Origin of the sequence: Colwellia sp. PAMC 20917 (assembly GCF_001767295.1) — a bacterium.
Lineage (GTDB): Bacteria > Pseudomonadota > Gammaproteobacteria > Enterobacterales > Alteromonadaceae > Colwellia_A.
Genome location: NZ_CP014944.1, coordinates 2,382,271 through 2,404,264, shown reverse-complemented (window position 1 = coordinate 2,404,264; position 21,994 = coordinate 2,382,271). Strand labels below are relative to the sequence as shown.

Genomic DNA, 21,994 nt, shown 5'->3' with positions numbered 1-21,994 from the left:
TTACTGAATAATAAAAATTAACTCGTGCAAATAAAAAATATCATTCGAATTCTTGGCTTACTGGTTGCTCTGTTGAGTGTAACCATGTTACCGCCTGCTTTAATTGCACTATTATACCGTGATGGTGGTGGTGTCTCCTTTCTGACTGCATTTCTGTTTTGCTTATTTGCAGGTTTACTTGCTTGGTATCCGTTTAAAAATGAAAAAAGTGACTTGCGCGCACGTGAAGGCTTTTTAATTGTCGTTTTATTCTGGGTAGTACTGGCGAGTTTCTCTGCGGTGCCGCTTTTGCTCTTAGACAAGCCTAATTTATCTGTTGCAGATGCTTTTTTTGAATCATTTTCTGGCTTAACAACAACTGGGGCGACCATCTTAAAAGAGATTGATGGTTTACCGCATGCAGTACTTTGGTATCGCCAGCAATTACAGTGGCTTGGCGGTATGGGTATTATAGTTTTAGCGGTTGCCGTTTTACCTATGCTAGGTATTGGTGGTATGCAGCTTTACCGTGCTGAAACACCGGGACCGGTTAAAGATTCAAAAATGACGCCGCGCATTGCCGATACAGCAAAACATTTATGGTATATATATTTATTTTTAACTATTGCCTGTGCGATTAGTTATTGGGGAGCCGGCATGTCTATTTTTGATGCCATTTGTCATGCTTTCTCAACAATTGCTATTGGGGGTTACTCTACACATACCGACAGTATCGGCTATTTTAATAGCCCCGCGATAAATTTTGTTTGTGTGTTTTTCTTGCTGATCGCAGGGGTAAATTTTGCACTGCATTTTGCTGTATTGCACAGTCGCTCCTTAAAAAATTACTTTTTCGATCCAGAATTTAAAGTCTTTATTGCTATCCAATTTGTCTTAACACTCATTTGTTTAATTGTGCTGTTAGCAACAGGCACTTACGAAGATGGTTTTGAAGCATTCGACCAAGCCTTATTCCAGTCAGTCTCTATTAGTACCACCGCTGGCTTTGCAACAACCAGCTTTGCCGATTGGCCAACATTACTGCCAATACTCTTAATCTTTGCTAGTTTTATTGGTGGCTGTGCGGGGAGTACCGGTGGCGGAATGAAAGTTGTACGAGTGGTACTTTTATATCTACAAGGCTTACGAGAATTAAACCGTTTAGTACATCCTAAAGCCGTTTTTACGATAAAATTAGGTCGTAAAGCTTTACCTGATCGTGTTGTTGAAGCGATATGGGGCTTTTTCTCAGCTTATGCTGCGGTATTTATTATTTGTATGTTGTTACTGCTTGCCACAGGTATGGACGACATTACGGCTTTTACAGCAGTGGCTGCTTGTCTGAATAACTTAGGTCCAGGCTTAGGTGCTGTAGCCGCAAATTTTGCTGAGATCACCGATTTCAGTAAATGGGTATTAATTGTTGCTATGCTCTTTGGGCGATTAGAAATATTTACTTTATTAGTACTCTTTACTCCAGGTTTCTGGCGCTCTTAGATGTAGGGTATAGTGTAATAATAGAAACGAAAAACCCCAGATAAATCTGGGGTTTTTTATGTCTCGATATTCATTTTTTATCTTAATAAAATGTTAGCGCATCAACATGGAAAAGTTTCTCTACATCATAAATATAACGTTTATTGACTAAGAAAAGAATAACATGATCTTCTGACATTATCTTAGTGTCAGAGTGAGCAATCAACACTTCATCCTGTCTAACAATGGCGCCAATGGTGGTCCCCGGCGGCAACTTTATTGCTTGGATGGTTTTGCCGACTACTTTTGAAGATTTTTCATCACCTTTAGCAATAATTTCAATCGCTTCTGCAGCACCACCACGTAAGCTATATACGTTATCAATACTACCACGGCGTACATGTGTCAATAATGCCGAGATAGTAGCGTGTTGCGGTGATACGGCAATATCGATATCGCTGCCATGTACTAAATCTATATAAGCACTTCGCTGAATTAGCACCATCGCTTTACGTACACCTAAGCGTTTTGCTAACAAAGATGACATAATATTTGCTTCATCGTCGTTGGTGACCGCAATAAACACATCGAATTGATCAATATGTTCTTCGAGTAACAGTTCTTGGTCGGAAGAGTCACCAATAAAAACTAAGGTATCATTGAGCTCAGAGGCTAAGTATTCCGCACGCTTTGGTGAACGTTCAATAAGTTTAACTTGATGATTTTTTTCTAAGATTTTAGCTAAGCCGGCGCCTATATTACCACCGCCAGCGATCATAATTCTTTTATATGAGGCTTCAAGTTTTTGCAGTTCATTCATTACCGCACGAATATGGATAGTGGCAGCAATAAAAAACACTTCATCATCTGCTTCAATAACGGTAGTACCCAGCGGACGGATAGGTTTTCCGTTACGATAAATAGCCGCTACTCGTGTGTCAACATTAGGAATATGCTCGCGCAAAGTTGACAGGGCATGACCAACCAATAACCCCCCGTAATAAGCTTTTACGGCAACTAAACTGACTTTTCCTTGGGCAAACTCTAAGACTTGTAGTGCACCAGGGTAATCAATTAAACGCGCAATATCACGAGTAACTAATTGTTCTGGAGCAATAACATGGTCTACGGGTATGTTTTTTGATTGAAAGAGTTCTTTTTGGTAGCGTAATATTTGTGATGAACGAATTCGGGCTATTTTATTTGCGGTGTTAAATAAAGTATAACAAATTTGGCAGGCGAGCATATTCGTTGCATCATCACTACTTACCGCGATAACCAACTCGGCATCCTCTGCACCCGCTTGCTTTAATACATCAGGGTGACAGCCATTACCAATAACAACTTGCAAGTCCATTTTATCTTGTAATTCATGCAAGGTTTCTGCATTGGTATCAATGAGCGTAATATCGTTACGCTCACCAACAAGATTTTCAGCTAATGTTCCGCCCACTTGCCCTGCGCCAATTATTATTATTTTCATAAGTTAACTTTCATTTTTAGTCTTTAAGCGGCAAGGTTGAAAGATCATCAGAGCCTATATTTTTTTTTCTAATTTAGCGTAATAAAAACCGTCCATTGATTGCTCATTTGGCAAAATTTGCCAGCCTATGTCGGTTTTTTCATTTGTTATTGGTACTAATTTAGCATTGTTATTCTCAGATAAGAACTCTTCTATCTGTTGAATATTTTCTTCGGGTAAAATACTACAGGTTGCATAAAGCAAAATACCGCCAGGTTTAAGTAAAGACCAAATGTTTTTTAATATTTGTTGCTGCAATATTGCCAGTTTTTCAATGTCTTCTGCTTTTCTCAACCATTTTATATCGGGGTGGCGACGAATTACACCGGTAGCCGAGCAAGGTGCGTCGAGTAAAATACGGTCGAAAAGTTGTCCATCCCACCATTCTTGTGAAGCAGCATCAGCAGTAATGACCTCGGCTGATAAGTTAAGGCGCGATAAGTTTTCTTCTACTCTTAATAAACGACTTTCTTCAATATCAATGGCCGTCATTTTTGCTAAGTCAGGGGTTAATTCTAGAATGTGGCAAGTTTTACCACCTGGGGCAGCACAACAATCAAGTACAAAGTCACCCGCTTGAGTATCGAGTAATATCGCGGCTTGTTGAGCCGCACCATCTTGAACTGAGATCCAACCATCAATAAAGCCAGGAAGCTTATTAACATCTACAGCAGCAACGAGTTTAATCGCTGATGATTTATCGTCAACGAGTGCTACAGGGATTTCTGCTTGCTCGAGTAAAGCTAAATATTCAGTCACATTATGGTGGCGTTGATTGACTCTTAACCACATCGGCGGTCGCTCTAAATTAGCATTAAGAATTTCTTGCCATTGATCAGGGTAAGCGTTTTGTACCTTTTTGATAAACCAGCTTGGGTGTGAATATTTTATTGGATCAGGTAACTTCGCTGCGATTTCTGCTGCATCGTCTTTGGCTAGGTTACGTTGAACATTACGTAAGACACCATTAATTAAACCTCTTAAAAAGTCGCACTTTAAAGGTTTTGTTGCTGCTACTGTTTCACTTACCGCCGCGTGGTCAGGAATGCGCGTATGCTTTACTTGATATATGCCCACTAGAATAAGAAAGTGGCCAACCCGTTGTTTACCTTTTAATGGCTTATCCATTAGCTGGCGTAAGTCATATTCAAGTGCCGGTAAATACCGTAAAACGCCGTAACAAAGTTCTTGTAAAAGTCCTTTATCTTTACCTTCTACTTTTGCTTGAGCTTTGGGTAACTCATCGCTAAGGCTTCTGCCTTTATCAACAACAGCAAAACAACACCTTGCCGCTAGGGCTCTAATATTAGTCGCCATTATTGTTCACTCATGTTGTTTGCAGTTAAATTATTAATATGGCTGTTTTCAGCAAACCATAGTGCTTTTCCGTTTAAAATATCACGCGCTGGCATTGGCTTTTTACCGGGTAATTGCAATGACTCTAAGCACAGTGAACCTGAAGTTGTAGCAACAGTAACCCCGTTTTTATTTGCCAAAATTATTGTGCCAGGCAGGCAACCATGAGCCTCATCAGTATAGCTGGCTTGCCAAACCCGAATACGATGTTCGATATTTTTTTCATCAGTAAAGGTAAATTGTGCAACTGGCCATGGCATATAAGCACGAACTTTACGATGAAGTTCTACAGCGGGTAATTGCCAATCTAATTCTGCTTCATCTTTATCAAGTTTGGCCGCATAGTTAGCTAAATTATTATCTTGAGGCTCGGCGCTATGCTTGTTCTCAGCCATTAAATCAAGCGTGCTTAGTAAAGCAATAGGGCCGATATCGGCTAATTTTTCATAGAGTGTGGCGCTAGTATCTTGTTGAGTAATTTCACAGGTTGCTTTAGCTATCATGTCTCCGGTATCTAAACCTTTGTCCATCTGCATAATCGTCACACCTGTTTCTTTATCACCGGCCTCTAATGAACGTTGAATAGGTGCGGCGCCACGCCATTTTGGCAATATCGAGCCATGTACATTGACACAGCCTAAACGCGGAGCTTCTAAAATAACCATTGGCAATAATAAGCCGTAAGCGACAACAACCATAATATCAGCATTATAACTGGCTAGCTTTGCTTGATCGCCAGCGTCTTTAAAATTAACTGGTTGCTCAACAACAATACCATGCGATAAAGCGAGTTCTTTGGTAGCACAAGCGGTTAGCTTTTTACCACGTCCAGCACGTTTATCGGGTGGACAGTAAACGGCGACCACTTCATGATGAGAGTTAATTAGCGCCGCCAGATGTTGTGCAGCAAAGTCTGGCGTGCCAGCAAAAATAATTTTAAGAGCTTTTGACAAAGTTTTATTCCGAATTATATTAATAAAAACAATAATTAATTGTTGGCTAAACGAGCTTCTTTTTCTAGTTTTGCTTTTATCCGCTGGCGTTTTAATGGTGATAGATAATCAACAAATAACTTACCATCTAAATGATCTAATTCATGCTGTATACAAACTGCGAGTAACTCAGTTGCATTTAAGGTAAAGGCTTGTCCTTCACGATCGAGCGCTTTCACGGTAACTTCTGTGTAACGGTCAACTTTTGCGTAACAACCGGGCACAGATAAACAACCTTCTTCATTGATTTCGGTCGTATCACTATGGCTAATTATTTCTGGGTTAATCAAGACATAAGACTGGTCTTCGTCTTCTGAAACATTAATGACGACAATACGTTGATGGATATTGACCTGGGTGGCAGCTAAACCCACACCGTTCTCTTCTCGCATGGTCTCAAACATGTCATCAATTATTTGTTGTACATCACTGTTAATATCTTCTACAGGTAACGCTTTAGTGCGCAAGCGTTCGTCAGGAAATCTAAGTACGTTTAAAATAGTCATAAATATTCAAATAATTCGCGAAATATCGCATTGAGTGTTATGTTTCAATTTTAGCTATTAAATATAATTAATAATAGTGGTTTAGGCTAAAAGCTTAATATATCTGTTTAATAGGCGAACTATCATGCTAATACGTAGTTTTTTGTTAATACTCTGCTTGTCTTTTTCAGTATTGGTTACTGCTGATGAGTTAACATTAAATAAAAATGCCCCAAAATCTTACTTTGTTAAAAAGGGGGATACTTTGTGGGATATTTCAGCAATATTTCTCAAGCAGCCTTGGCTCTGGCCAAAGTTGTGGCGATTGAATCCTGATATTGATAATCCTCATTTAATTTATCCTGGTGACGAGCTTCGTTTAGTTTTTGACGAAAAAGGGCAACCAATGTTAGTGCGAGGAAAACCTGAACTTAAATGGTCGCCCCGAGCACGAGTTAAATTAAAAGATCAATCTGCTATTTCAAGTTTATCCTTGGACGTGATTGCGCCTTATATTAATTACAGTAGCATTTTATCTGAAGATGACATTGCAAAGCTCCCTTATATACTAGGGAGTGATGAAGGTTATAATTCTAGTATTGACGGCTTTAATCTCTATGTAAACGGCGAATTAGAGTTAGGCAAAGGTTATGGTATATATCAAAAAGAAAAGCCTATTTATGACCCTGAAACACAAGAACTTTTAGGCTACAACATTAGTGTTGTAGGTACCGGAAAAGTCTTACGCACCGGTGATATTGACAATAAAGTGCCTGCTACCTTGTATGTCGATGGCGTTAAAGAAGAAATTCGTTCCGGTGATTTCATTCTGCCCGTCAATGAAAACCAACAATACCCGTCATTTTTTAGTCTAAAGCCAGCGACTAAGTCGTTACGTGGACTAATTATCAACAGTATGAGTGGGTTAAGTGAATTTGGAAAACTCGACGTCGTAATGATTAATCGTGGCGCCGAACATGCCGTTGAGCAAGGAGATATTGTTTCGGTAAAACGAATCAGCCCAGGTGTTGTTGAAACAAGTAACGGCCTAACGTATAGCAAAGATGCTTCACGGTGGAATCGTATGGCAAATGTTGAGAGCTCTGATTATAAAATGCCAGAAGAGGTTGTTGGCGAAATGATGATTTTTAAAGTGTATCAGCAAGTGAGTTTAGCGCTCGTTATGCGTTCAAGTAAACCGCTTCGATTACAAGATATTATTACTTCACCCGTGGAAAACTAACCAACAGGCAATTCATCTTAATTTACAAGTAAAACCGCTGTACTTAGGGAGAAGACAGTGACAATAAAGTATAATTTAGCTGTTATCCCTCAACAGGGTGATGAGTATAAAAAGAAAAGCGCGAGTCACTTTTGGCTGGCGCTTAAGCTTATACCACGCCTAGCTATCGATAAAAAATTAAGACTTGTTGAACTCTTTGGAGTAGAACAACTTTTTCATTCCTCACAAGAACTGTCATCATTAAACCTTACTCAAAAACAGATAGCGGCGATTAGATCTCCTGATTGGCAAAGAATTTCTGAAATTATTGCCGCCACTGAACGATGTATTAGTGCCATTATTCCTTTTGTTGACTCTCGTTACCCTTCACAGTTAAAGCAAATTTATGATCCGCCATTGGTTTTATTTGCCCAAGGAAATATTAGCCTATTAAACCAAATGCAAATTGCGATGGTCGGTAGCCGAGATGCCAGTATTAATGGTCGAGAGAATGCGTTTAAATTTGCACAACAGTTAGCAAATGCTGGATTAGTGGTCACGAGTGGTTTAGCGCTAGGTATAGATGGCGCCGCTCACCAGGGGACGTTATCGGCAGGAGGTAAAACCATCGCGGTTGTCGCGACCGGTTTAGATCAGGTCTATCCAGCAAGACATCGATTATTAGCAAAAAACATTCTAGACAATGACGGTGCTATTATCAGTGAGTTCCCTCCAAACACCCCACCTAAGCCAGGTTATTTCCCCAAACGAAATAGATTGATTAGTGGTTTAAGTGTGGGGGTGCTGGTGGTTGAAGCCACTATTAAAAGTGGCTCTTTGGTAACCGCTCGTTGCGCCATAGAACAAAATCGTGACGTGTTTGCTATCCCAAGTACCATTAATAACCCACAAGCTAAAGGGTGTCACTGGCTGATTAAACAAGGTGCTAAACTTGTCGATAATATTGCCGATATAGTTGATGAATTAGATCTACTGCCACAAAGAGGTCTACACTTAACGATAAACAAAGAGAAAGAACAACGCTTAGAAAAAAGTCAAAAACAACACTTGTTTAACGATTCATTGTTAGCTAGTGTGGGTTATGAGATCACCCCCGTAGATATGGTGGTTTCACGAAGTAAATTACCGATAGATGTCGTACTAACTCGGTTAACAATGTTAGAGCTTAAAGGTCTGGTTGCTACGGTTCCAGGGGGTTACCAAAGAGTAAAATAGGGGCTAATTATGTTTGATATACTGATGTATCTTTTTGAAAACTATATACATAGTGAAGCCGAAATCATGGTGGATCATGAGTCATTAACGGATGAACTTACCCGAGCAGGTTTTCATCAAGACGAAATATATAAAGCGCTAAGTTGGTTAGAAAAGCTAGCAGCACTTCAAGACACCGATGCTTATCCGTATTTAACGCGAGTAGGGCGTCGCTCAGTACGTGTCTATGTTGATGATGAAATGCAATTACTTGATGTCGAGTGTCGAGGGTTTCTTTTATTTTTAGAGCAAGTGAATGTCCTAGATTTTACCACACGAGAAATGGTTATTGACCGCGTGATGGAGTTAGATACTAAGTTCTTCTCGATTGATGATTTAAAGTGGGTGGTACTTATGGTGTTATTTAACGTGCCAGGTAAAGAAAATGCTTACTCGCAAATGGAAGATCTTATTTTTGATGAGCAAGAAGGCCCATTACATTAAGTGTCAATCGTATAACTCGCTTAAGTTTGGCTAATCGTGGCATAATAACGTTAACAATATTCTAGTGATTGCATTATGCCTAATTCTGATAAACCCTTATTTTCACAGCACGAACATGCTTTAGAAAAAGCGTATGAAGTGTGCCCAGAATGTGGCAGTGAAATTGTTATAAAGAATAGTAAGTCGGGAAAGTTTTTTGGTTGTGCTTCCTATCCTGCCTGCGATTTCACTCGTCCAGTTGTCGAACACGAACGTGTCGAAGATAAAATTTTAGCTGGAACTGAATGCCCAGAGTGCCAACATGAACTTGCGGTTAAACAAGGGCGATATGGAATGTTTATCGGTTGTTCCAATTATCCCCAATGCCATCATATTGAAGATACTAGTGGTCAAGAAGACGTTGGCGTAGCTTGCCCACAGTGCCAGAAAAAGGGTAAGCAAGCCGAATTAATTGAGCGTACCAATCGCTATGGCAAAACATTTTATTCTTGTGAACAATATCCTAAATGCAAGTATGTCCTTAATTACCCACCCGTTGCTGAAAATTGCCCTCAATGCCATTGGCCGATATTAGTGAAGCGTAAAATGGCGAGTGGTAACGTCATAATCTGTCCAGAAAAGAAATGCACCTATAAGCGTAAAGAGATATAATACGCGCAATTATTTAACTAAACTTCTGGAGAGACAAAATGTCATCAACTTTTGTTGCAATTTTAATGGGTTCAGATTCTGACCTACCTGTTATGCAAGCAACCATCAGCGTTTTAAAAACATTTGGTATTGAACATGAAGTACGTGTTCGTTCAGCACATAGAACCCCTGATGCTGCTAAAGCTTACGTAAAAGATGCCGAAGAACGTGGCTGTAAAGTCTTTATATGTGCTGCAGGTTTAGCCGCTCATTTAGCCGGTGCTGTTGCAGGAATGACCACACGTCCAGTTATTGGTGTTCCCATTGATAACGGACCATTACAAGGTCATGATGCCTTACTTTCAACGGTTATGATGCCTGGTGGAATACCGGTTGCAACAGTTGCTATTGGTAAAGCTGGTGCAAAAAATGCGGGTTATTTAGCTGCACAAATATTAGGTGTTGCTGATCCGTCTATTGCAGAAAAAGTAAAAGCAGAACGCGCTGCTAATGTTATTGCTTTACTTGCAAAAGATGAAGCGATGCAAGAAAAATTAACATAAATTTTATGTGTTATTCGAGAAACCAGCGATTTGCTGGTTTTTTTATGTCCAAAATTTACCCTGATATTTTTGTTTAGCTAAAATATATATATTCCGCTAGATATTTACTGCGATCGAATGTGAATACCCAAATACCCCCATTAGACCAAAGGATAATTTTTAAACGCAATAATAGGCGTAAACTATCCTCAGTAAGTGCCGAAGTTAAGTAGCACTAAATAGCTACCAGCACCGTAATATAATGAGGAAAGTCGATGAACAATATTTATGACCAAGGCTTAGAAAAAGTTGCAGCCAATAACCAGCCTTTAACACCGATTAACTTTTTAAATCGAACCGCCGACGTACATCCTGAACGCGTTGCCATCATTCATGGTAAACAAAAAATCACTTATCGTGAATATCGTAATAATGTTAGACGCCTAGCCTCAGCATTAATGCAACGCGGTGTTAAGCCCGGTAATACAGTAGCCATCATGGCGGCTAATATTCCTGCCTTTCTAGATGCCCATTATGGTGTGCCGTTAACGGGTGCAGTATTACATTCGATAAACATTCGTTTAGATGCTGAAAGTATTGCTTTTCTTTTCGACCATGGCGAATGTGATGTACTCCTAACCGATACGGCTTTTTCTTGTGTGGTAAAAAAAGCACTAACCTTATGTTCACGTCAACCGCTGATTATTGATATCGATGATGTAATGAGTGAAGGCGGTGAACGTTTAGGTTCTGTTGAGTATCAAGACTTACTTGCCGAAGGTAATGAAAATTTCACCGGAAATTTAATTCATGATGAGTGGCAAGCGCTGGCGTTAAATTACACATCAGGGACAACGGGTAACCCAAAAGGTGTGGTCTATTCACATCGCGGCGCTTATTTAAATTCGCTGGGTAACAACATGATCTGGCCATTAGGCAATAACTCAGTGTACCTATGGACACTGCCAATGTTCCATTGTAATGGTTGGTGTTTTCCATGGACTGTTGTTGCTGTGGGTGGAACACAAGTTTGCTTAAGGCAGGTAGAAGTTGGCGCAATCATCGAAAGTTTAATTGAACATAAGGTCAGCCATTTTTGTGGTGCGCCAATCGTCTTAAATATGATTTTAAATGCAGACCAAAAGTTACTGGCAAAAGTACCACGTGGCATAAATATCATGACCGCGGGGGCTCCGCCACCACCATCCGTTATTAAAGGGATGGAAGTAATGGGGTTTGATATCACCCAAGGCTATGGTTTAACTGAAGTTTATGGGCCTTGTGTGGTAAGTGAATGGAAAGATGAATGGAATGATAAAAGCGACGATGAAAGAGCTGCGTTAAAAGCGCGTCAAGGTGTGCGCTATCCTACACAAGAAGAAGTGGATGTATTAGACCCTGAGACTATGCAGCCCGTCCCTTGTAATGCTGAAACGGTTGGTGAAATTATGTTTCGTGGTAATAGCATGATGAAAGGTTATCTAAAAAATGAGAAAGCGACTAATGAAGCATTTAAACATGGCTGGTTCCATTCTGGTGATTTAGCCGTTAAGCATCCTGATGGTTATATTGAAATAAGAGATCGTTCTAAAGATATTATTATTTCAGGTGGAGAAAATATATCTTCAGTAGAAGTCGAAAGTATTTTATATCAACACCCTGACATATTAGAGGCAGCCGTTGTCGCGAAAAGCGATGAAAAATGGGGGGAAACTCCATGCGCCTTTGTTTCATTAAAGCGAGGCCGAAGCGCTACAGAGCAAGATATCATCAGTTTTTGTCGAGAACATATGGCTACATTTAAAGCCCCTAAGACAATTGTGTTTAGTGATTTACCAAAAACGTCGACAGGTAAAGTACAGAAATTTATTTTACGTGAAAAAGTAAAAAGCCTCTCATAACTATCAAGTGTTTAATTTTGGCGATAAAATTATTTTTATCTGAAATTAAACACTTATTTTATCTGTTAGATAAACGCCGTATAATCATAAAATAATCCTTTAATTTTCCATTATTATTTATGATGACTTCTGCCGAAGAGGCTTACAGCCAAGGTGGTATTATTGCTTATCCAACCGAAGCTGTTTTTGGCCTAGGTTGCGATCCAGATAATTTACTCGCAATTGAAAAATTACTTAGCATTAAAAACCGCTCTCCAGAAAAGGGCCTCATTTTACTAGCAGCTAACTACTCTCAATTACTCCCTTATATTGATGACAGTAAAATACCGCAAGATAAACGCTTGAGTATACTTTCTCGCTGGCCTAACGGTATTACTCAATTATTGCCAAAAAATAGTAATACTCATCGGCTACTTACTGGAAAATTTCCCACCATAGCCGTTCGATTGACTAGCCAACCTGATGTAGTAGCGCTGTGCAACAAGGTAAATAAACCGATTGTTTCTACCAGTGCTAACCTATCGGGGGAGGAGCCGGCAAGAACTTGGCAAGACGTTGAAGAAACATTGTCAGCTGAAATCGATTTCATCATAAAAGGTAGTACTTTAGGGTATACTCAACCTTCAAGAATAATTGATGCATTGACCGGAGAGACAATTCGCGCATGAGCCAAGTAAGCATAGAAACAGTCATTGAATTTTTAAAATCACTGCAAGACAATATTTGTTCAGCATTAGAAGCCGCCGACGGTAGTGGGCAGTTCGTTGAAGATAACTGGATACGCGCTGAAGGCGGCGGTGGCCGTACTCGAGTATTAACCGACGGGACTGTTATTGAACAAGGTGGTGTAAACTTTTCAGAAGTCTCTGGTGATAAGTTACCTCCATCAGCGAGTGCTCATCGACCTGAACTAGCGGGTAGAACATGGCGAGCTTGTGGTGTTTCATTAGTTATTCACCCTAAAAATCCTTATATCCCCACGTCACACGCTAATGTTCGATTTTTTATCGCTGAGAAAGAAGGCGAGGAACCTGTGTGGTGGTTTGGTGGCGGTTTTGATTTAACCCCTTTTTATCCTATAAAAGAAGACGTTGTTCATTGGCACCAAACGGCTAAATCACTTTGTCAGCCTTTTGGTGAAAATGTTTATGATGAGCATAAAAAGTGGTGTGATGAATATTTTTATTTAAAACATCGAGATGAAACGCGTGGTGTTGGTGGTTTATTTTTTGATGATTTGAATCAATGGGATTTTGATACTTGCCTAAATTATATTAAAGCTGTCGGGCAAGGCTTTGTTGACGCTTATGTTCCGATTATCGAAAAAAGAAAGCACATTGAATTCTCTGAGCAACAACGTCAATTTCAATTATATCGCCGTGGCCGTTATGTTGAGTTTAACTTAGTCTTTGACCGAGGCACCTTATTTGGTTTGCAGTCCGGTGGGCGTACAGAATCGATATTAATGTCGATGCCGCCACTTGCTCGTTGGGAATATAATTACCAACCCGATCCAACAAGTCAAGAAGCTGAACTGGCTCAGTACTTAGTACCACAAGACTGGTTAGCTCAATAGTTATTATCCTTTATAATACTTCAGCTAGATTTTTTGAAGGCTGATTGAACGAGAAGCGTAAAGCTTCTCGTGTTTCTGTCAAAGGCATTAGTTGTTTTATATTAGCGCCAAAAGCTTACTTGCCACTGTTATTTAGCTCTACTCCCCTTTATTTGTAAAATGTTTAAATAAAAGTTACAACAACGCAATTTTATTGCGCTAGGTCATGTTTTTATTTTTAAGTCTCTATAAAATCCGTTTTATTAAATACCCATAAAACAAATAGGGACTTTTCACATGAAAAAACGTTTACTTACTTTAGCTGTTTTAGCTTCTCTTTCTGTAACTTCCTTCGCTGAAGACTATAAAGCCGGAGATTTTGTTTTCCGTGGTGGTGCGACCATGGTTAACCCAGATAGCGGTAAGTCAGGGGTTTATGTTGAAGCATTAGGAGGTAACACACCATTATCTCTTTCTGTTGATGACAATACTCAACTTGGCTTAAATTTTATTTATTTCTATGATAACAATTGGGCAATAGAAGTTTTAGCTGCAACACCATTCGCCCATGATGTCATTATTCACGATCAACAACGTATCTCTGCCGGACTGTTTGGTGCGAACGTTGATGGTGCAACATTAGCGGAAGTCACACAGTTACCACCTACAATTAGTGCGCTTTATTACTTTAACAGTACATCTAACATTAAACCTTATGTGGGTGTTGGCATAAATTACACCATATTTTTTGATGAAAGTTTTAAAAGTACACCTGAATCTTTGGGTTTTAATGATTTAGAGCTTGATGGTTCATTAGGCTTATCGTTTCAAGTGGGCGCCGATTACTTAATAAATGATAAGTGGCATGTAAATGCTTCCGCTCGTTATATTGATATTAACGCCGACGCCACCTTCAAAATTGGTGATATTAAAGGGTCTGCGTCAGTAGAAATTGACCCTATGGTTTATTCAATCATGTTGGGTTATAAGTTTTAGTATTATTAATAACACAAACTCTTAACAACACTCTTTTAAGGCAGTCATCTTTTATATAAAGGTAACTGCTTTTTTTATATTCATCATGCCTTTATTACGATAACCTTAAGTATAATTTATTACCCAGTGCTTTCTATGGATCAATATCGCGTCTTTGGTAACCCTATCAAACAATCACGTTCGCCCATCATTCACCAATCTTTTGCGCAGCAAACTCAGCAGCAACTTAACTACCAAAGTGAATATGTAGCACTAGAGCTATTTGAACAAACAATCATTACTTTTATGAATAGTGGCGCTAAAGGTGCCAACATTACCGCTCCTTTTAAAGAACAAGCGATGGCATTATGCGATAAATTAACCGAGCGGGCTCAACTTGCCGGCGCGGTAAATACTTTAACGTTTGCGGGTGGTAAAATATTTGGCGATAACACCGATGGGGAAGGGCTTGTGCAAGATCTCCTTAATCATAAAATATTATTAAAAAATAGTCGTATTTTATTATTGGGTGCCGGTGGTGCCGCTAAAGGCGTGATTTTACCTTTATTAGCACAAGGACCACAGAAAATTGTTATCGCCAATAGAACAGTTAGTAAAGCTGAAGAGCTGATTAAAAAGTTTAACAACAATAAATTAACGGCTACAGGGTTCGATGCTCTGGGAGCAGAAAAGTTTGACCTTATCATCAATGGAACATCGGCAAGCTTAACGGGGAAAATTCCACCGTTATCAAAAGAGCTTATTGCTAATACCGACTGTTACGATATGGTTTATGGTAAAGAACTTAGTCCATTTTTAGCTTGGGCGAAAGCCAATGGCGCAAGTAATGTTATTGATGGTTTAGGTATGTTGGTAGAACAAGCCGCCGAAAGTTTCAGAACTTGGCGAAATGTTTCACCTGAAACTGCATCGGTACTAAATAGGCTAAGAAAAGAGGGTTAAAGATGAACCAACAAATAATCTTCAACGATGATATAACTTATGATGACAACCAAAAGGGCTGGATCTTTAGTGGCTTACTCTCTGGTGAGCGTATTAATATTCTTATTAAGTGTACAAAGCATAATGTAATGAGTGATTCATTGAAATTTGATTTAGAAGAAATCGTTGAAGAATGGCTCGACGCTAATGAGCCACTCCCTGAAAGTCGAATAGAGCTTTACTATAAATAACGGGCTAATCAATTATTGTTGAGCAAGGTACTCATTCTTAAGCTCAACATAATTAATCGCAGACTGACTAAGAAACGCTTGCTCACTTTCTTTTAGTAATCTTACTTGTTTTACCGGGTTACCTACATATAGGTAACCACTCTCTAACGTTTTATGGGGAGGCACCAAAGAACCAGCACCAATAAAAACGTCATTTTCAATAATCGCGCCATCCATAATGATTGCCCCCATACCAACAAGTATACGATCTCCTAACGTGCAACCATGTAGCATGCACTTGTGACCAACGGTAACATCTTCACCTATAATGAGAGGATTGCCTGTTGGATTACCTGCGCTTTTACGGGTTACATGCAATACCGTACCATCTTGGATATTGGTTCTATTGCCAATGCTAATAGTATTAACATCACCTCTAGCGGCGACCAAAGGCCAAATACTGACATCGTCACCCATAGATATATCTCCAACGAGTACAGCAGACTCATCAACATAGACCTTTTGGCCCAATTTTGGTGTAATTTTATTGTAGCTACGTAATATAGTTTTATTCATAATGAGAATTAGGTTGTGAACTTATGCATTAATACTAGCAAATATCGACTAAAGGTTGAAAAAATATCAGTTATAAACTGTATTAATATAAATGTTCAGTTCAACGAAAGGGTATCAGCTAATAGAAGTGTGGTTAATAAATGTGGTATTCGGTCGAATAAACCTCAATAAAAACGTGGCCTGTACGTTAATTGAGCGAACAAACGTTTATTTCAAACTTATTACAAAAAAGGGTTGACGCCCAGCGAGAAATCTCTAGAATGCGCTCCAGTTCCAAGGGGTTCAGTCAAAACGAACCACGAAAGAGCTGTTTTGATAAGTTATCTACATCACTTTAGGGTAAAGTAGTTAACTTAATGTTTTATAGATAAGGTTTGAATCTTCGAAAAGAAACTTCAAATTAAATTAAATAAAACGTTGACATCAAAACTGAGAAGCGTATGATGCGCATCTCGCTTCAGGCAAGGCCTGCAGCAACGGAGCAACGCTCCAAAGGTATAAACGAATGGGTTTTATATCTAACTCTTTACTTTAAGTAGATGAGTTTTTCTTTAACAATTAGTTATCATGCAATTTGTGTGGACACTCACATTATATTGATTTTACATAGTCGGTTCTTAATTCTCTAACGAGAGGCAAGGAAAGACGTAAAACAGTTTAATAATGATGTCACACAGATTAAGTATTAATCATTAATTTGATTAGTACGTTTTATGTAGTTACTACTTCTCTTTTAAGAGTTGCTGGTAACACGACAGAATTCATTGAGCAGATGTCTTAACTTAGGTTAAGCATCACAAACGATTTTTTAATTGAAGAGTTTGATCATGGCTCAGATTGAACGCTGGCGGCAGGCTTAACACATGCAAGTCGAGCGGTAACAGAGAGTAGCTTGCTACTTTGCTGACGAGCGGCGGACGGGTGAGTAATGCTTGGGAATATGCCATATGGTGGGGGACAACAGTTGGAAACGACTGCTAATACCGCATAACGTCTACGGACCAAAGAGGGGGATTCTTCGGAACCTCTTGCCATTTGATTAGCCCAAGTGAGATTAGCTAGTTGGTGAGGTAATGGCTCACCAAGGCGACGATCTCTAGCTGGTTTGAGAGGATGATCAGCCACACTGGGACTGAGACACGGCCCAGACTCCTACGGGAGGCAGCAGTGGGGAATATTGCACAATGGGCGAAAGCCTGATGCAGCCATGCCGCGTGTGTGAAGAAGGCCTTCGGGTTGTAAAGCACTTTCAGTTGTGAGGAAAGGTGGTAGTTAATAGCTGCTCACTGTGACGTTAGCAACAGAAGAAGCACCGGCTAACTCCGTGCCAGCAGCCGCGGTAATACGGAGGGTGCGAGCGTTAATCGGAATTACTGGGCGTAAAGCGTGCGTAGGCGGTTTGTTAAGCAAGATGTGAAAGCCCAGGGCTCAACCTTGGAACTGCATTTTGAACTGGCAAACTAGAGTACTGTAGAGGGTGGTGGAATTTCCAGTGTAGCGGTGAAATGCGTAGAGATTGGAAGGAACATCAGTGGCGAAGGCGGCCACCTGGACAGATACTGACGCTGAGGCACGAAAGCGTGGGGAGCAAACAGGATTAGATACCCTGGTAGTCCACGCCGTAAACGATGTCAACTAGCTGTCTGTGGACTTGATCCGTGGGTAGCGGAGCTAACGCATTAAGTTGACCGCCTGGGGAGTACGGCCGCAAGGTTAAAACTCAAATGAATTGACGGGGGCCCGCACAAGCGGTGGAGCATGTGGTTTAATTCGATGCAACGCGAAGAACCTTACCATCCCTTGACATCCACAGAAGAGACTAGAGATAGACTTGTGCCTTCGGGAACTGTGAGACAGGTGCTGCATGGCTGTCGTCAGCTCGTGTTGTGAAATGTTGGGTTAAGTCCCGCAACGAGCGCAACCCCTATCCTTATTTGCCAGCGCGTTATGGCGGGAACTCTAAGGAGACTGCCGGTGATAAACCGGAGGAAGGTGGGGACGACGTCAAGTCATCATGGCCCTTACGGGATGGGCTACACACGTGCTACAATGGCAAGTACAGAGGGCAGCAATACCGCGAGGTGGAGCGAATCCCACAAAGCTTGTCGTAGTCCGGATTGGAGTCTGCAACTCGACTCCATGAAGTCGGAATCGCTAGTAATCGTAGATCAGAATGCTACGGTGAATACGTTCCCGGGCCTTGTACACACCGCCCGTCACACCATGGGAGTGGGATGCAAAAGAAGTGGCTAGTTTAACCTTCGGGAGGACGGTCACCACTTTGTGTTTCATGACTGGGGTGAAGTCGTAACAAGGTAACCCTAGGGGAACCTGGGGTTGGATCACCTCCTTATCTTGAAGTAAAAACAGTTTAATGGAAGCTCTTGAGTTTCACGAGTGTCTACACAAATTACATGATAACAAATTAGAAGAAGAAAGCCCTTGGGCTTGCTAATAAGATAGGTCTGTAGCTCAGCTGGTTAGAGCGCACCCCTGATAAGGGTGAGGTCGGCAGTTCAAGTCTGCCCAGACCTACCAATTCATTCGCTGAATTGATTAATCTTCTTCATTAAAGAAAAGACCAAATTAAGGTTTACTTTCGTCATACTGAATGTTTTTCAGTATCTGGTGAGTGAATATTAATTTGGTTTTTTAAACCACGTTTTTAACCGAATGCGCGTTAAGAATGAGTTCTTTAACAATCTGGAAAGCTGATATAAATAAAGTATTTATGCGTAATGAACGGTGTCGCGCTGTGATTTACATATGACATAGATATTTACAAAAGCGATTAATAGTGAAAGCTGTTAATCAACATTTGTTTGCTCTTACTCAGAGTAAACATCTTATTCAAGACACATTTATTTGTGCGTGAAAATGTCAGACTTTACAATTGCTGTGGATTAGTCTCCACGGTGTACTTCGTGTCGAAAGACTACTTAGGGTTGTATGGTTAAGTGACTAAGCGTATGTGGTGGATGCCTTGGCAGTTAGAGGCGATGAAGGACGTGTTAATCTGCGATAAGCATTGGTGAGGTGATAAAAACCGTTATAGCCAATGATTTCCGAATGGGGAAACCCACTGACATAAGTCAGTATCATTAAGTGAATACATAGCTTAATGAAGCGAACCAGGAGAACTGAAACATCTAAGTACCCTGAGGAAAAGAAATCAACCGAGATTTCGTTAGTAGCGGCGAGCGAACGCGAATCAGCCCTTAAGCTTATTGGGCGCTAGTGGAATGTACTGGAAAGTACAACGATACAGGGTGATAGTCCCGTACACAAAAGCAACCTTTGAGTGAAATCGAGTAGGACGGAGCACGTGAAACTTTGTCTGAATATGGGGGGACCATCCTCCAAGGCTAAATACTACTAACTGACCGATAGTGAACCAGTACCGTGAGGGAAAGGCGAAAAGAACCCCTGTGAGGGGAGTGAAATAGAACCTGAAACCGCATACGTACAAGCAGTGGAAGCCGGATTTAGTCCGGTGACTGCGTACCTTTTGTATAATGGGTCAGCGACTTATATTCTGTAGCAAGGTTAACCGATTAGGGGAGCCGTAGCGAAAGCGAGTGTTAACTGCGCGTTTAGTTGCAGGGTATAGACCCGAAACCCGGCGATCTACCCATGGGCAGGTTGAAGGTTGAGTAACATCAACTGGAGGACCGAACACACGTATGTTGAAAAATGCGGTGATGACTTGTGGGTCGGAGTGAAAGGCTAATCAAGCCGGGAGATAGCTGGTTCTCCCCGAAATCTATTTAGGTAGAGCCTCGCACGAACACCATTGGGGGTAGAGCACTGTTAAGGCTAGGGGGTCATCCCGACTTACCAACCCTTTGCAAACTCCGAATACCAATGAGTGATATGCGGGAGACACACTGCGGGTGCTAACGTCCGTTGTGAAGAGGGAAACAACCCAGACCGCCAGCTAAGGTCCCAAAGTACTAGTTAAGTGGGAAACGATGTGGAAAGGCATAGACAGCTAGGAGGTTGGCTTAGAAGCAGCCATCCTTTAAAGAAAGCGTAATAGCTCACTAGTCGAGTCGGTCTGCGCGGAAGATGTAACGGGGCTAAACTAGTCACCGAAGCTGCGGATTCATAGTTTACTATGAGTGGTAGGGGAGCGTTCTGTAAGCCGTTGAAGGTGAGTTGTAAAGCTTGCTGGAGGTATCAGAAGTGCGAATGCTGACATGAGTAACGATAAGGGGAGTGAAAAACTCCCCCGCCGAAAGACCAAGGTTTCCTGTCCCATGTTAATCAGGGCAGGGTAAGTCGGCCCCTAAGGCGAGGCGGAAACGCGTAGTCGATGGGAAACAGATTAATATTTCTGTACTTCTATATATTGCGAAGGAGGGACGGAGTAGGCTAAACAGGCACGGCGTTGGTAGTCCGTGTGAAAGTACGTAGGTGGTTACTTAGGTAAATCCGGGTTTCATTCAACACTGAGATACGAGACGAGACTCTACGGAGTTGAAGCTGTTGATGCCATGCTTCCAGGAAAAGCTTCTAAGCTTCAGATATATAGGAACCGTACCCCAAACCGACACAGGTGGTTAGGTAGAGAATACTAAGGCGCTTGAGAGAACTCGGGTGAAGGAACTAGGCAAAATAGTACCGTAACTTCGGGAGAAGGTACGCTACTCTCGGTTAAACCCTTGCGGTGTAAGCTAAGAGTAGTCGAAGTAACCAGGTGGCTGGAACTGTTTATTAAAAACACAGCACTGTGCAAAATCGAAAGATGACGTATACGGTGTGACGCCTGCCCGGTGCCGGAAGGTTAATTGATTCGGTTAGCGCAAGCGAAGCTGATGATCGAAGCCCCGGTAAACGGCGGCCGTAACTATAACGGTCCTAAGGTAGCGAAATTCCTTGTCGGGTAAGTTCCGACCTGCACGAATGGCGTAATCATGGCCACACTGTCTCCACCCGAGACTCAGTGAAATTGAATTTGCGGTTAAGATGCCGTATACCCGCGGCTAGACGGAAAGACCCCGTGAACCTTTACTATAGCTTGACAGTGAACATTGCTCCTACATGTGTAGGATAGGTGGGAGACTATGAAACTTTGTCGCCAGATGAAGTGGAGTCTACCTTGAAATACCACCCTTGTATGCGTGATGTTCTAACCTAGGGCCCTTATCGGGCTTGGGGACACTGTCTGGTGGGTAGTTTGACTGGGGCGGTCTCCTCCCAAAGAGTAACGGAGGAGCACGAAGGTTGGCTAAGTATGGTCGGACATCATACGGTTAGTGCAATGGCATAAGCCAGCTTAACTGCGAGACAGACACGTCGAGCAGGTACGAAAGTAGGTCATAGTGATCCGGTGGTTCTGTATGGAAGGGCCATCGCTCAACGGATAAAAGGTACTCCGGGGATAACAGGCTGATACCGCCCAAGAGTTCATATCGACGGCGGTGTTTGGCACCTCGATGTCGGCTCATCACATCCTGGGGCTGAAGTCGGTCCCAAGGGTATGGCTGTTCGCCATTTAAAGTGGTACGCGAGCTGGGTTTAGAACGTCGTGAGACAGTTCGGTCCCTATCTGCCGTGGGCGTTTGAGAATTGAAGAGGGCTGCTCCTAGTACGAGAGGACCGGAGTGGACGAACCGCTGGTGTTCGGGTTGTTATGCCAATAGCATTGCCCGGTAGCTACGTTCGGAACTGATAACCGCTGAAAGCATCTAAGCGGGAAGCAGGCTTTGAGATGAGTTCTCACTGGAGCTTTAAGCTCCCTAAAGGGTCGTTGGAGACTACAACGTTGATAGGTCAGGTGTGTAAGGACTGCGAGGTCTTGAGCTAACTGATACTAATTGCCCGTGAGGCTTAACCATACAACACCCAAGTAGTTTTACTGCGAAGTGTTTGTAAAAGACTGACATATAT

Annotated in this window: 17 protein-coding genes, 1 tRNA gene and 2 rRNA genes; 15 read left to right on the top strand and 5 right to left on the bottom strand. The window is 41.4% G+C overall.

Translation table 11 applies throughout. The annotated features are described in order from the left end of the window. The first annotated feature begins 24 nt into the window (after positions 1-24). The gene (locus tag A3Q34_RS10325) at positions 25-1,476 is read left to right on the top strand and encodes a TrkH family potassium uptake protein (protein ID WP_070375276.1); all 1,452 of its coding nucleotides are present in this window, start codon (positions 25-27) and stop codon (positions 1,474-1,476) included. A gap of 82 nt (positions 1,477-1,558) precedes the next feature. Here A3Q34_RS10325 and trkA read toward each other — a convergent pair whose 3' ends face one another. Genes trkA through def form a run of 4 tightly spaced genes read right to left on the bottom strand, consistent with a single transcriptional unit; the run spans position 1,559 to position 5,831 of the window. Further along, the gene (gene trkA / locus A3Q34_RS10320; protein WP_070375275.1) at positions 1,559-2,938 is read right to left on the bottom strand and encodes a Trk system potassium transporter TrkA; all 1,380 of its coding nucleotides are present in this window, start codon (positions 2,936-2,938) and stop codon (positions 1,559-1,561) included. Positions 2,939-2,992: 54 nt separating this feature from the next. Beyond that, a complete protein-coding gene (gene rsmB / locus A3Q34_RS10315) occupies positions 2,993-4,294 on the bottom strand; it encodes a 16S rRNA (cytosine(967)-C(5))-methyltransferase RsmB (RefSeq protein WP_070375274.1) in 1,302 nt (433 codons plus the stop codon). Continuing rightward, positions 4,294-5,286, bottom strand: a complete 993-nt coding sequence (gene fmt / locus A3Q34_RS10310; protein WP_070375273.1) for a methionyl-tRNA formyltransferase — start codon at positions 5,284-5,286, stop codon at positions 4,294-4,296. The genes rsmB and fmt overlap by 1 nt, the downstream gene beginning before the upstream one ends. 35 nt (positions 5,287-5,321) lie before the next feature. Then, positions 5,322-5,831, bottom strand: coding sequence for a peptide deformylase (def, locus tag A3Q34_RS10305; RefSeq protein ID WP_070375272.1), 510 nt, complete (start codon positions 5,829-5,831; stop codon positions 5,322-5,324). 124 nt (positions 5,832-5,955) lie between these two features. Here def and A3Q34_RS10300 point away from each other — a divergent pair, with 124 nt between their 5' ends. The 11 genes from A3Q34_RS10300 to A3Q34_RS10250 all read left to right on the top strand — a co-directional run bounded on the left by A3Q34_RS10300 (position 5,956) and on the right by A3Q34_RS10250 (position 15,547). Beyond that, positions 5,956-7,053, top strand: a complete 1,098-nt coding sequence (locus tag A3Q34_RS10300) for a LysM peptidoglycan-binding domain-containing protein (RefSeq protein WP_070375271.1) — start codon at positions 5,956-5,958, stop codon at positions 7,051-7,053. A 57-nt stretch (positions 7,054-7,110) separates the two neighbouring features. Beyond that, a complete protein-coding gene (gene dprA / locus A3Q34_RS10295; RefSeq protein WP_231907337.1) occupies positions 7,111-8,268 on the top strand; it encodes a DNA-processing protein DprA in 1,158 nt (385 codons plus the stop codon). A gap of 9 nt (positions 8,269-8,277) precedes the next feature. Next, on the top strand, positions 8,278-8,751 hold the full coding sequence (locus A3Q34_RS10290; protein WP_070375270.1) for a DUF494 family protein: 474 nt from the start codon (positions 8,278-8,280) through the stop codon (positions 8,749-8,751). A 75-nt stretch (positions 8,752-8,826) separates the two neighbouring features. Beyond that, positions 8,827-9,402 carry a DNA topoisomerase family protein gene (locus A3Q34_RS10285; protein WP_070375269.1) on the top strand — a complete coding sequence of 192 codons (576 nt, stop codon included), beginning with the start codon at positions 8,827-8,829 and terminating at the stop codon, positions 9,400-9,402. A gap of 38 nt (positions 9,403-9,440) precedes the next feature. Continuing rightward, entirely contained in the window at positions 9,441-9,944 is a 504-nt protein-coding gene (gene purE / locus A3Q34_RS10280) for a 5-(carboxyamino)imidazole ribonucleotide mutase (protein WP_070375268.1), read from the top strand. A gap of 254 nt (positions 9,945-10,198) precedes the next feature. After that, entirely contained in the window at positions 10,199-11,824 is a 1,626-nt protein-coding gene (locus A3Q34_RS10275) for an acyl-CoA synthetase (RefSeq protein WP_070375267.1), read from the top strand. Positions 11,825-11,943: 119 nt separating this feature from the next. Continuing rightward, positions 11,944-12,492 carry a Sua5/YciO/YrdC/YwlC family protein gene (locus A3Q34_RS10270; RefSeq protein ID WP_157470944.1) on the top strand — a complete coding sequence of 183 codons (549 nt, stop codon included), beginning with the start codon at positions 11,944-11,946 and terminating at the stop codon, positions 12,490-12,492. Continuing rightward, a complete protein-coding gene (gene hemF / locus A3Q34_RS10265) occupies positions 12,489-13,400 on the top strand; it encodes an oxygen-dependent coproporphyrinogen oxidase (protein WP_070375266.1) in 912 nt (303 codons plus the stop codon). Before A3Q34_RS10270 ends, hemF begins: the two co-directional genes overlap by 4 nt. 276 nt (positions 13,401-13,676) lie before the next feature. Then, entirely contained in the window at positions 13,677-14,375 is a 699-nt protein-coding gene (locus A3Q34_RS10260) for an OmpW/AlkL family protein (RefSeq protein ID WP_070375265.1), read from the top strand. A 135-nt stretch (positions 14,376-14,510) separates the two neighbouring features. Then, positions 14,511-15,317, top strand: a complete 807-nt coding sequence (gene aroE, locus A3Q34_RS10255) for a shikimate dehydrogenase (protein WP_070375264.1) — start codon at positions 14,511-14,513, stop codon at positions 15,315-15,317. Positions 15,318-15,319: 2 nt separating this feature from the next. Next, positions 15,320-15,547, top strand: coding sequence for a hypothetical protein (locus A3Q34_RS10250; protein ID WP_070375263.1), 228 nt, complete (start codon positions 15,320-15,322; stop codon positions 15,545-15,547). A 12-nt stretch (positions 15,548-15,559) separates the two neighbouring features. On the opposite strand, the gene A3Q34_RS10245 is transcribed toward A3Q34_RS10250, so the two are convergent. Next, positions 15,560-16,102, bottom strand: a complete 543-nt coding sequence (locus A3Q34_RS10245; RefSeq protein WP_070375262.1) for a gamma carbonic anhydrase family protein — start codon at positions 16,100-16,102, stop codon at positions 15,560-15,562. Positions 16,103-16,911: 809 nt separating this feature from the next. Between A3Q34_RS10245 and A3Q34_RS10240 the strand changes: the two genes are divergently transcribed. The 3 genes from A3Q34_RS10240 (at position 16,912) to A3Q34_RS10230 (ending at position 21,942) form a co-directional block, all read left to right on the top strand. After that, positions 16,912-18,455, top strand: a 16S ribosomal RNA gene (locus A3Q34_RS10240). Positions 18,456-18,563: 108 nt separating this feature from the next. After that, positions 18,564-18,640 (top strand) — tRNA-Ile (locus A3Q34_RS10235). 413 nt (positions 18,641-19,053) lie between these two features. Next, positions 19,054-21,942 (top strand): 23S ribosomal RNA (locus A3Q34_RS10230). The 16S and 23S rRNA genes sit together here with 1 tRNA gene alongside, the layout of an rRNA operon. Positions 21,943-21,994: the final 52 nt, after the last annotated feature.

What these genes read in the sequence shown, in the direction of transcription:
- trkA (WP_070375275.1), bottom strand. Translation starts at nt 2,938, where the DNA reads ATGAAAATAATAATAATTGGCGCAGGGCAAGTGGGCGGAACATTAGCT.
- rsmB (WP_070375274.1), bottom strand. Translation starts at nt 4,294, where the DNA reads ATGGCGACTAATATTAGAGCCCTAGCGGCAAGGTGTTGTTTTGCTGTT.
- def (WP_070375272.1), bottom strand. Translation starts at nt 5,831, where the DNA reads ATGACTATTTTAAACGTACTTAGATTTCCTGACGAACGCTTGCGCACT.
- A3Q34_RS10300 (WP_070375271.1), top strand. Translation starts at nt 5,956, where the DNA reads ATGCTAATACGTAGTTTTTTGTTAATACTCTGCTTGTCTTTTTCAGTA.
- A3Q34_RS10290 (WP_070375270.1), top strand. Translation starts at nt 8,278, where the DNA reads ATGTTTGATATACTGATGTATCTTTTTGAAAACTATATACATAGTGAA.
- A3Q34_RS10285 (WP_070375269.1), top strand. Translation starts at nt 8,827, where the DNA reads ATGCCTAATTCTGATAAACCCTTATTTTCACAGCACGAACATGCTTTA.
- purE (WP_070375268.1), top strand. Translation starts at nt 9,441, where the DNA reads ATGTCATCAACTTTTGTTGCAATTTTAATGGGTTCAGATTCTGACCTA.
- A3Q34_RS10275 (WP_070375267.1), top strand. Translation starts at nt 10,199, where the DNA reads ATGAACAATATTTATGACCAAGGCTTAGAAAAAGTTGCAGCCAATAAC.
- A3Q34_RS10270 (WP_157470944.1), top strand. Translation starts at nt 11,944, where the DNA reads ATGATGACTTCTGCCGAAGAGGCTTACAGCCAAGGTGGTATTATTGCT.
- hemF (WP_070375266.1), top strand. Translation starts at nt 12,489, where the DNA reads ATGAGCCAAGTAAGCATAGAAACAGTCATTGAATTTTTAAAATCACTG.
- A3Q34_RS10260 (WP_070375265.1), top strand. Translation starts at nt 13,677, where the DNA reads ATGAAAAAACGTTTACTTACTTTAGCTGTTTTAGCTTCTCTTTCTGTA.
- aroE (WP_070375264.1), top strand. Translation starts at nt 14,511, where the DNA reads ATGGATCAATATCGCGTCTTTGGTAACCCTATCAAACAATCACGTTCG.
- A3Q34_RS10250 (WP_070375263.1), top strand. Translation starts at nt 15,320, where the DNA reads ATGAACCAACAAATAATCTTCAACGATGATATAACTTATGATGACAAC.
- A3Q34_RS10245 (WP_070375262.1), bottom strand. Translation starts at nt 16,102, where the DNA reads ATGAATAAAACTATATTACGTAGCTACAATAAAATTACACCAAAATTG.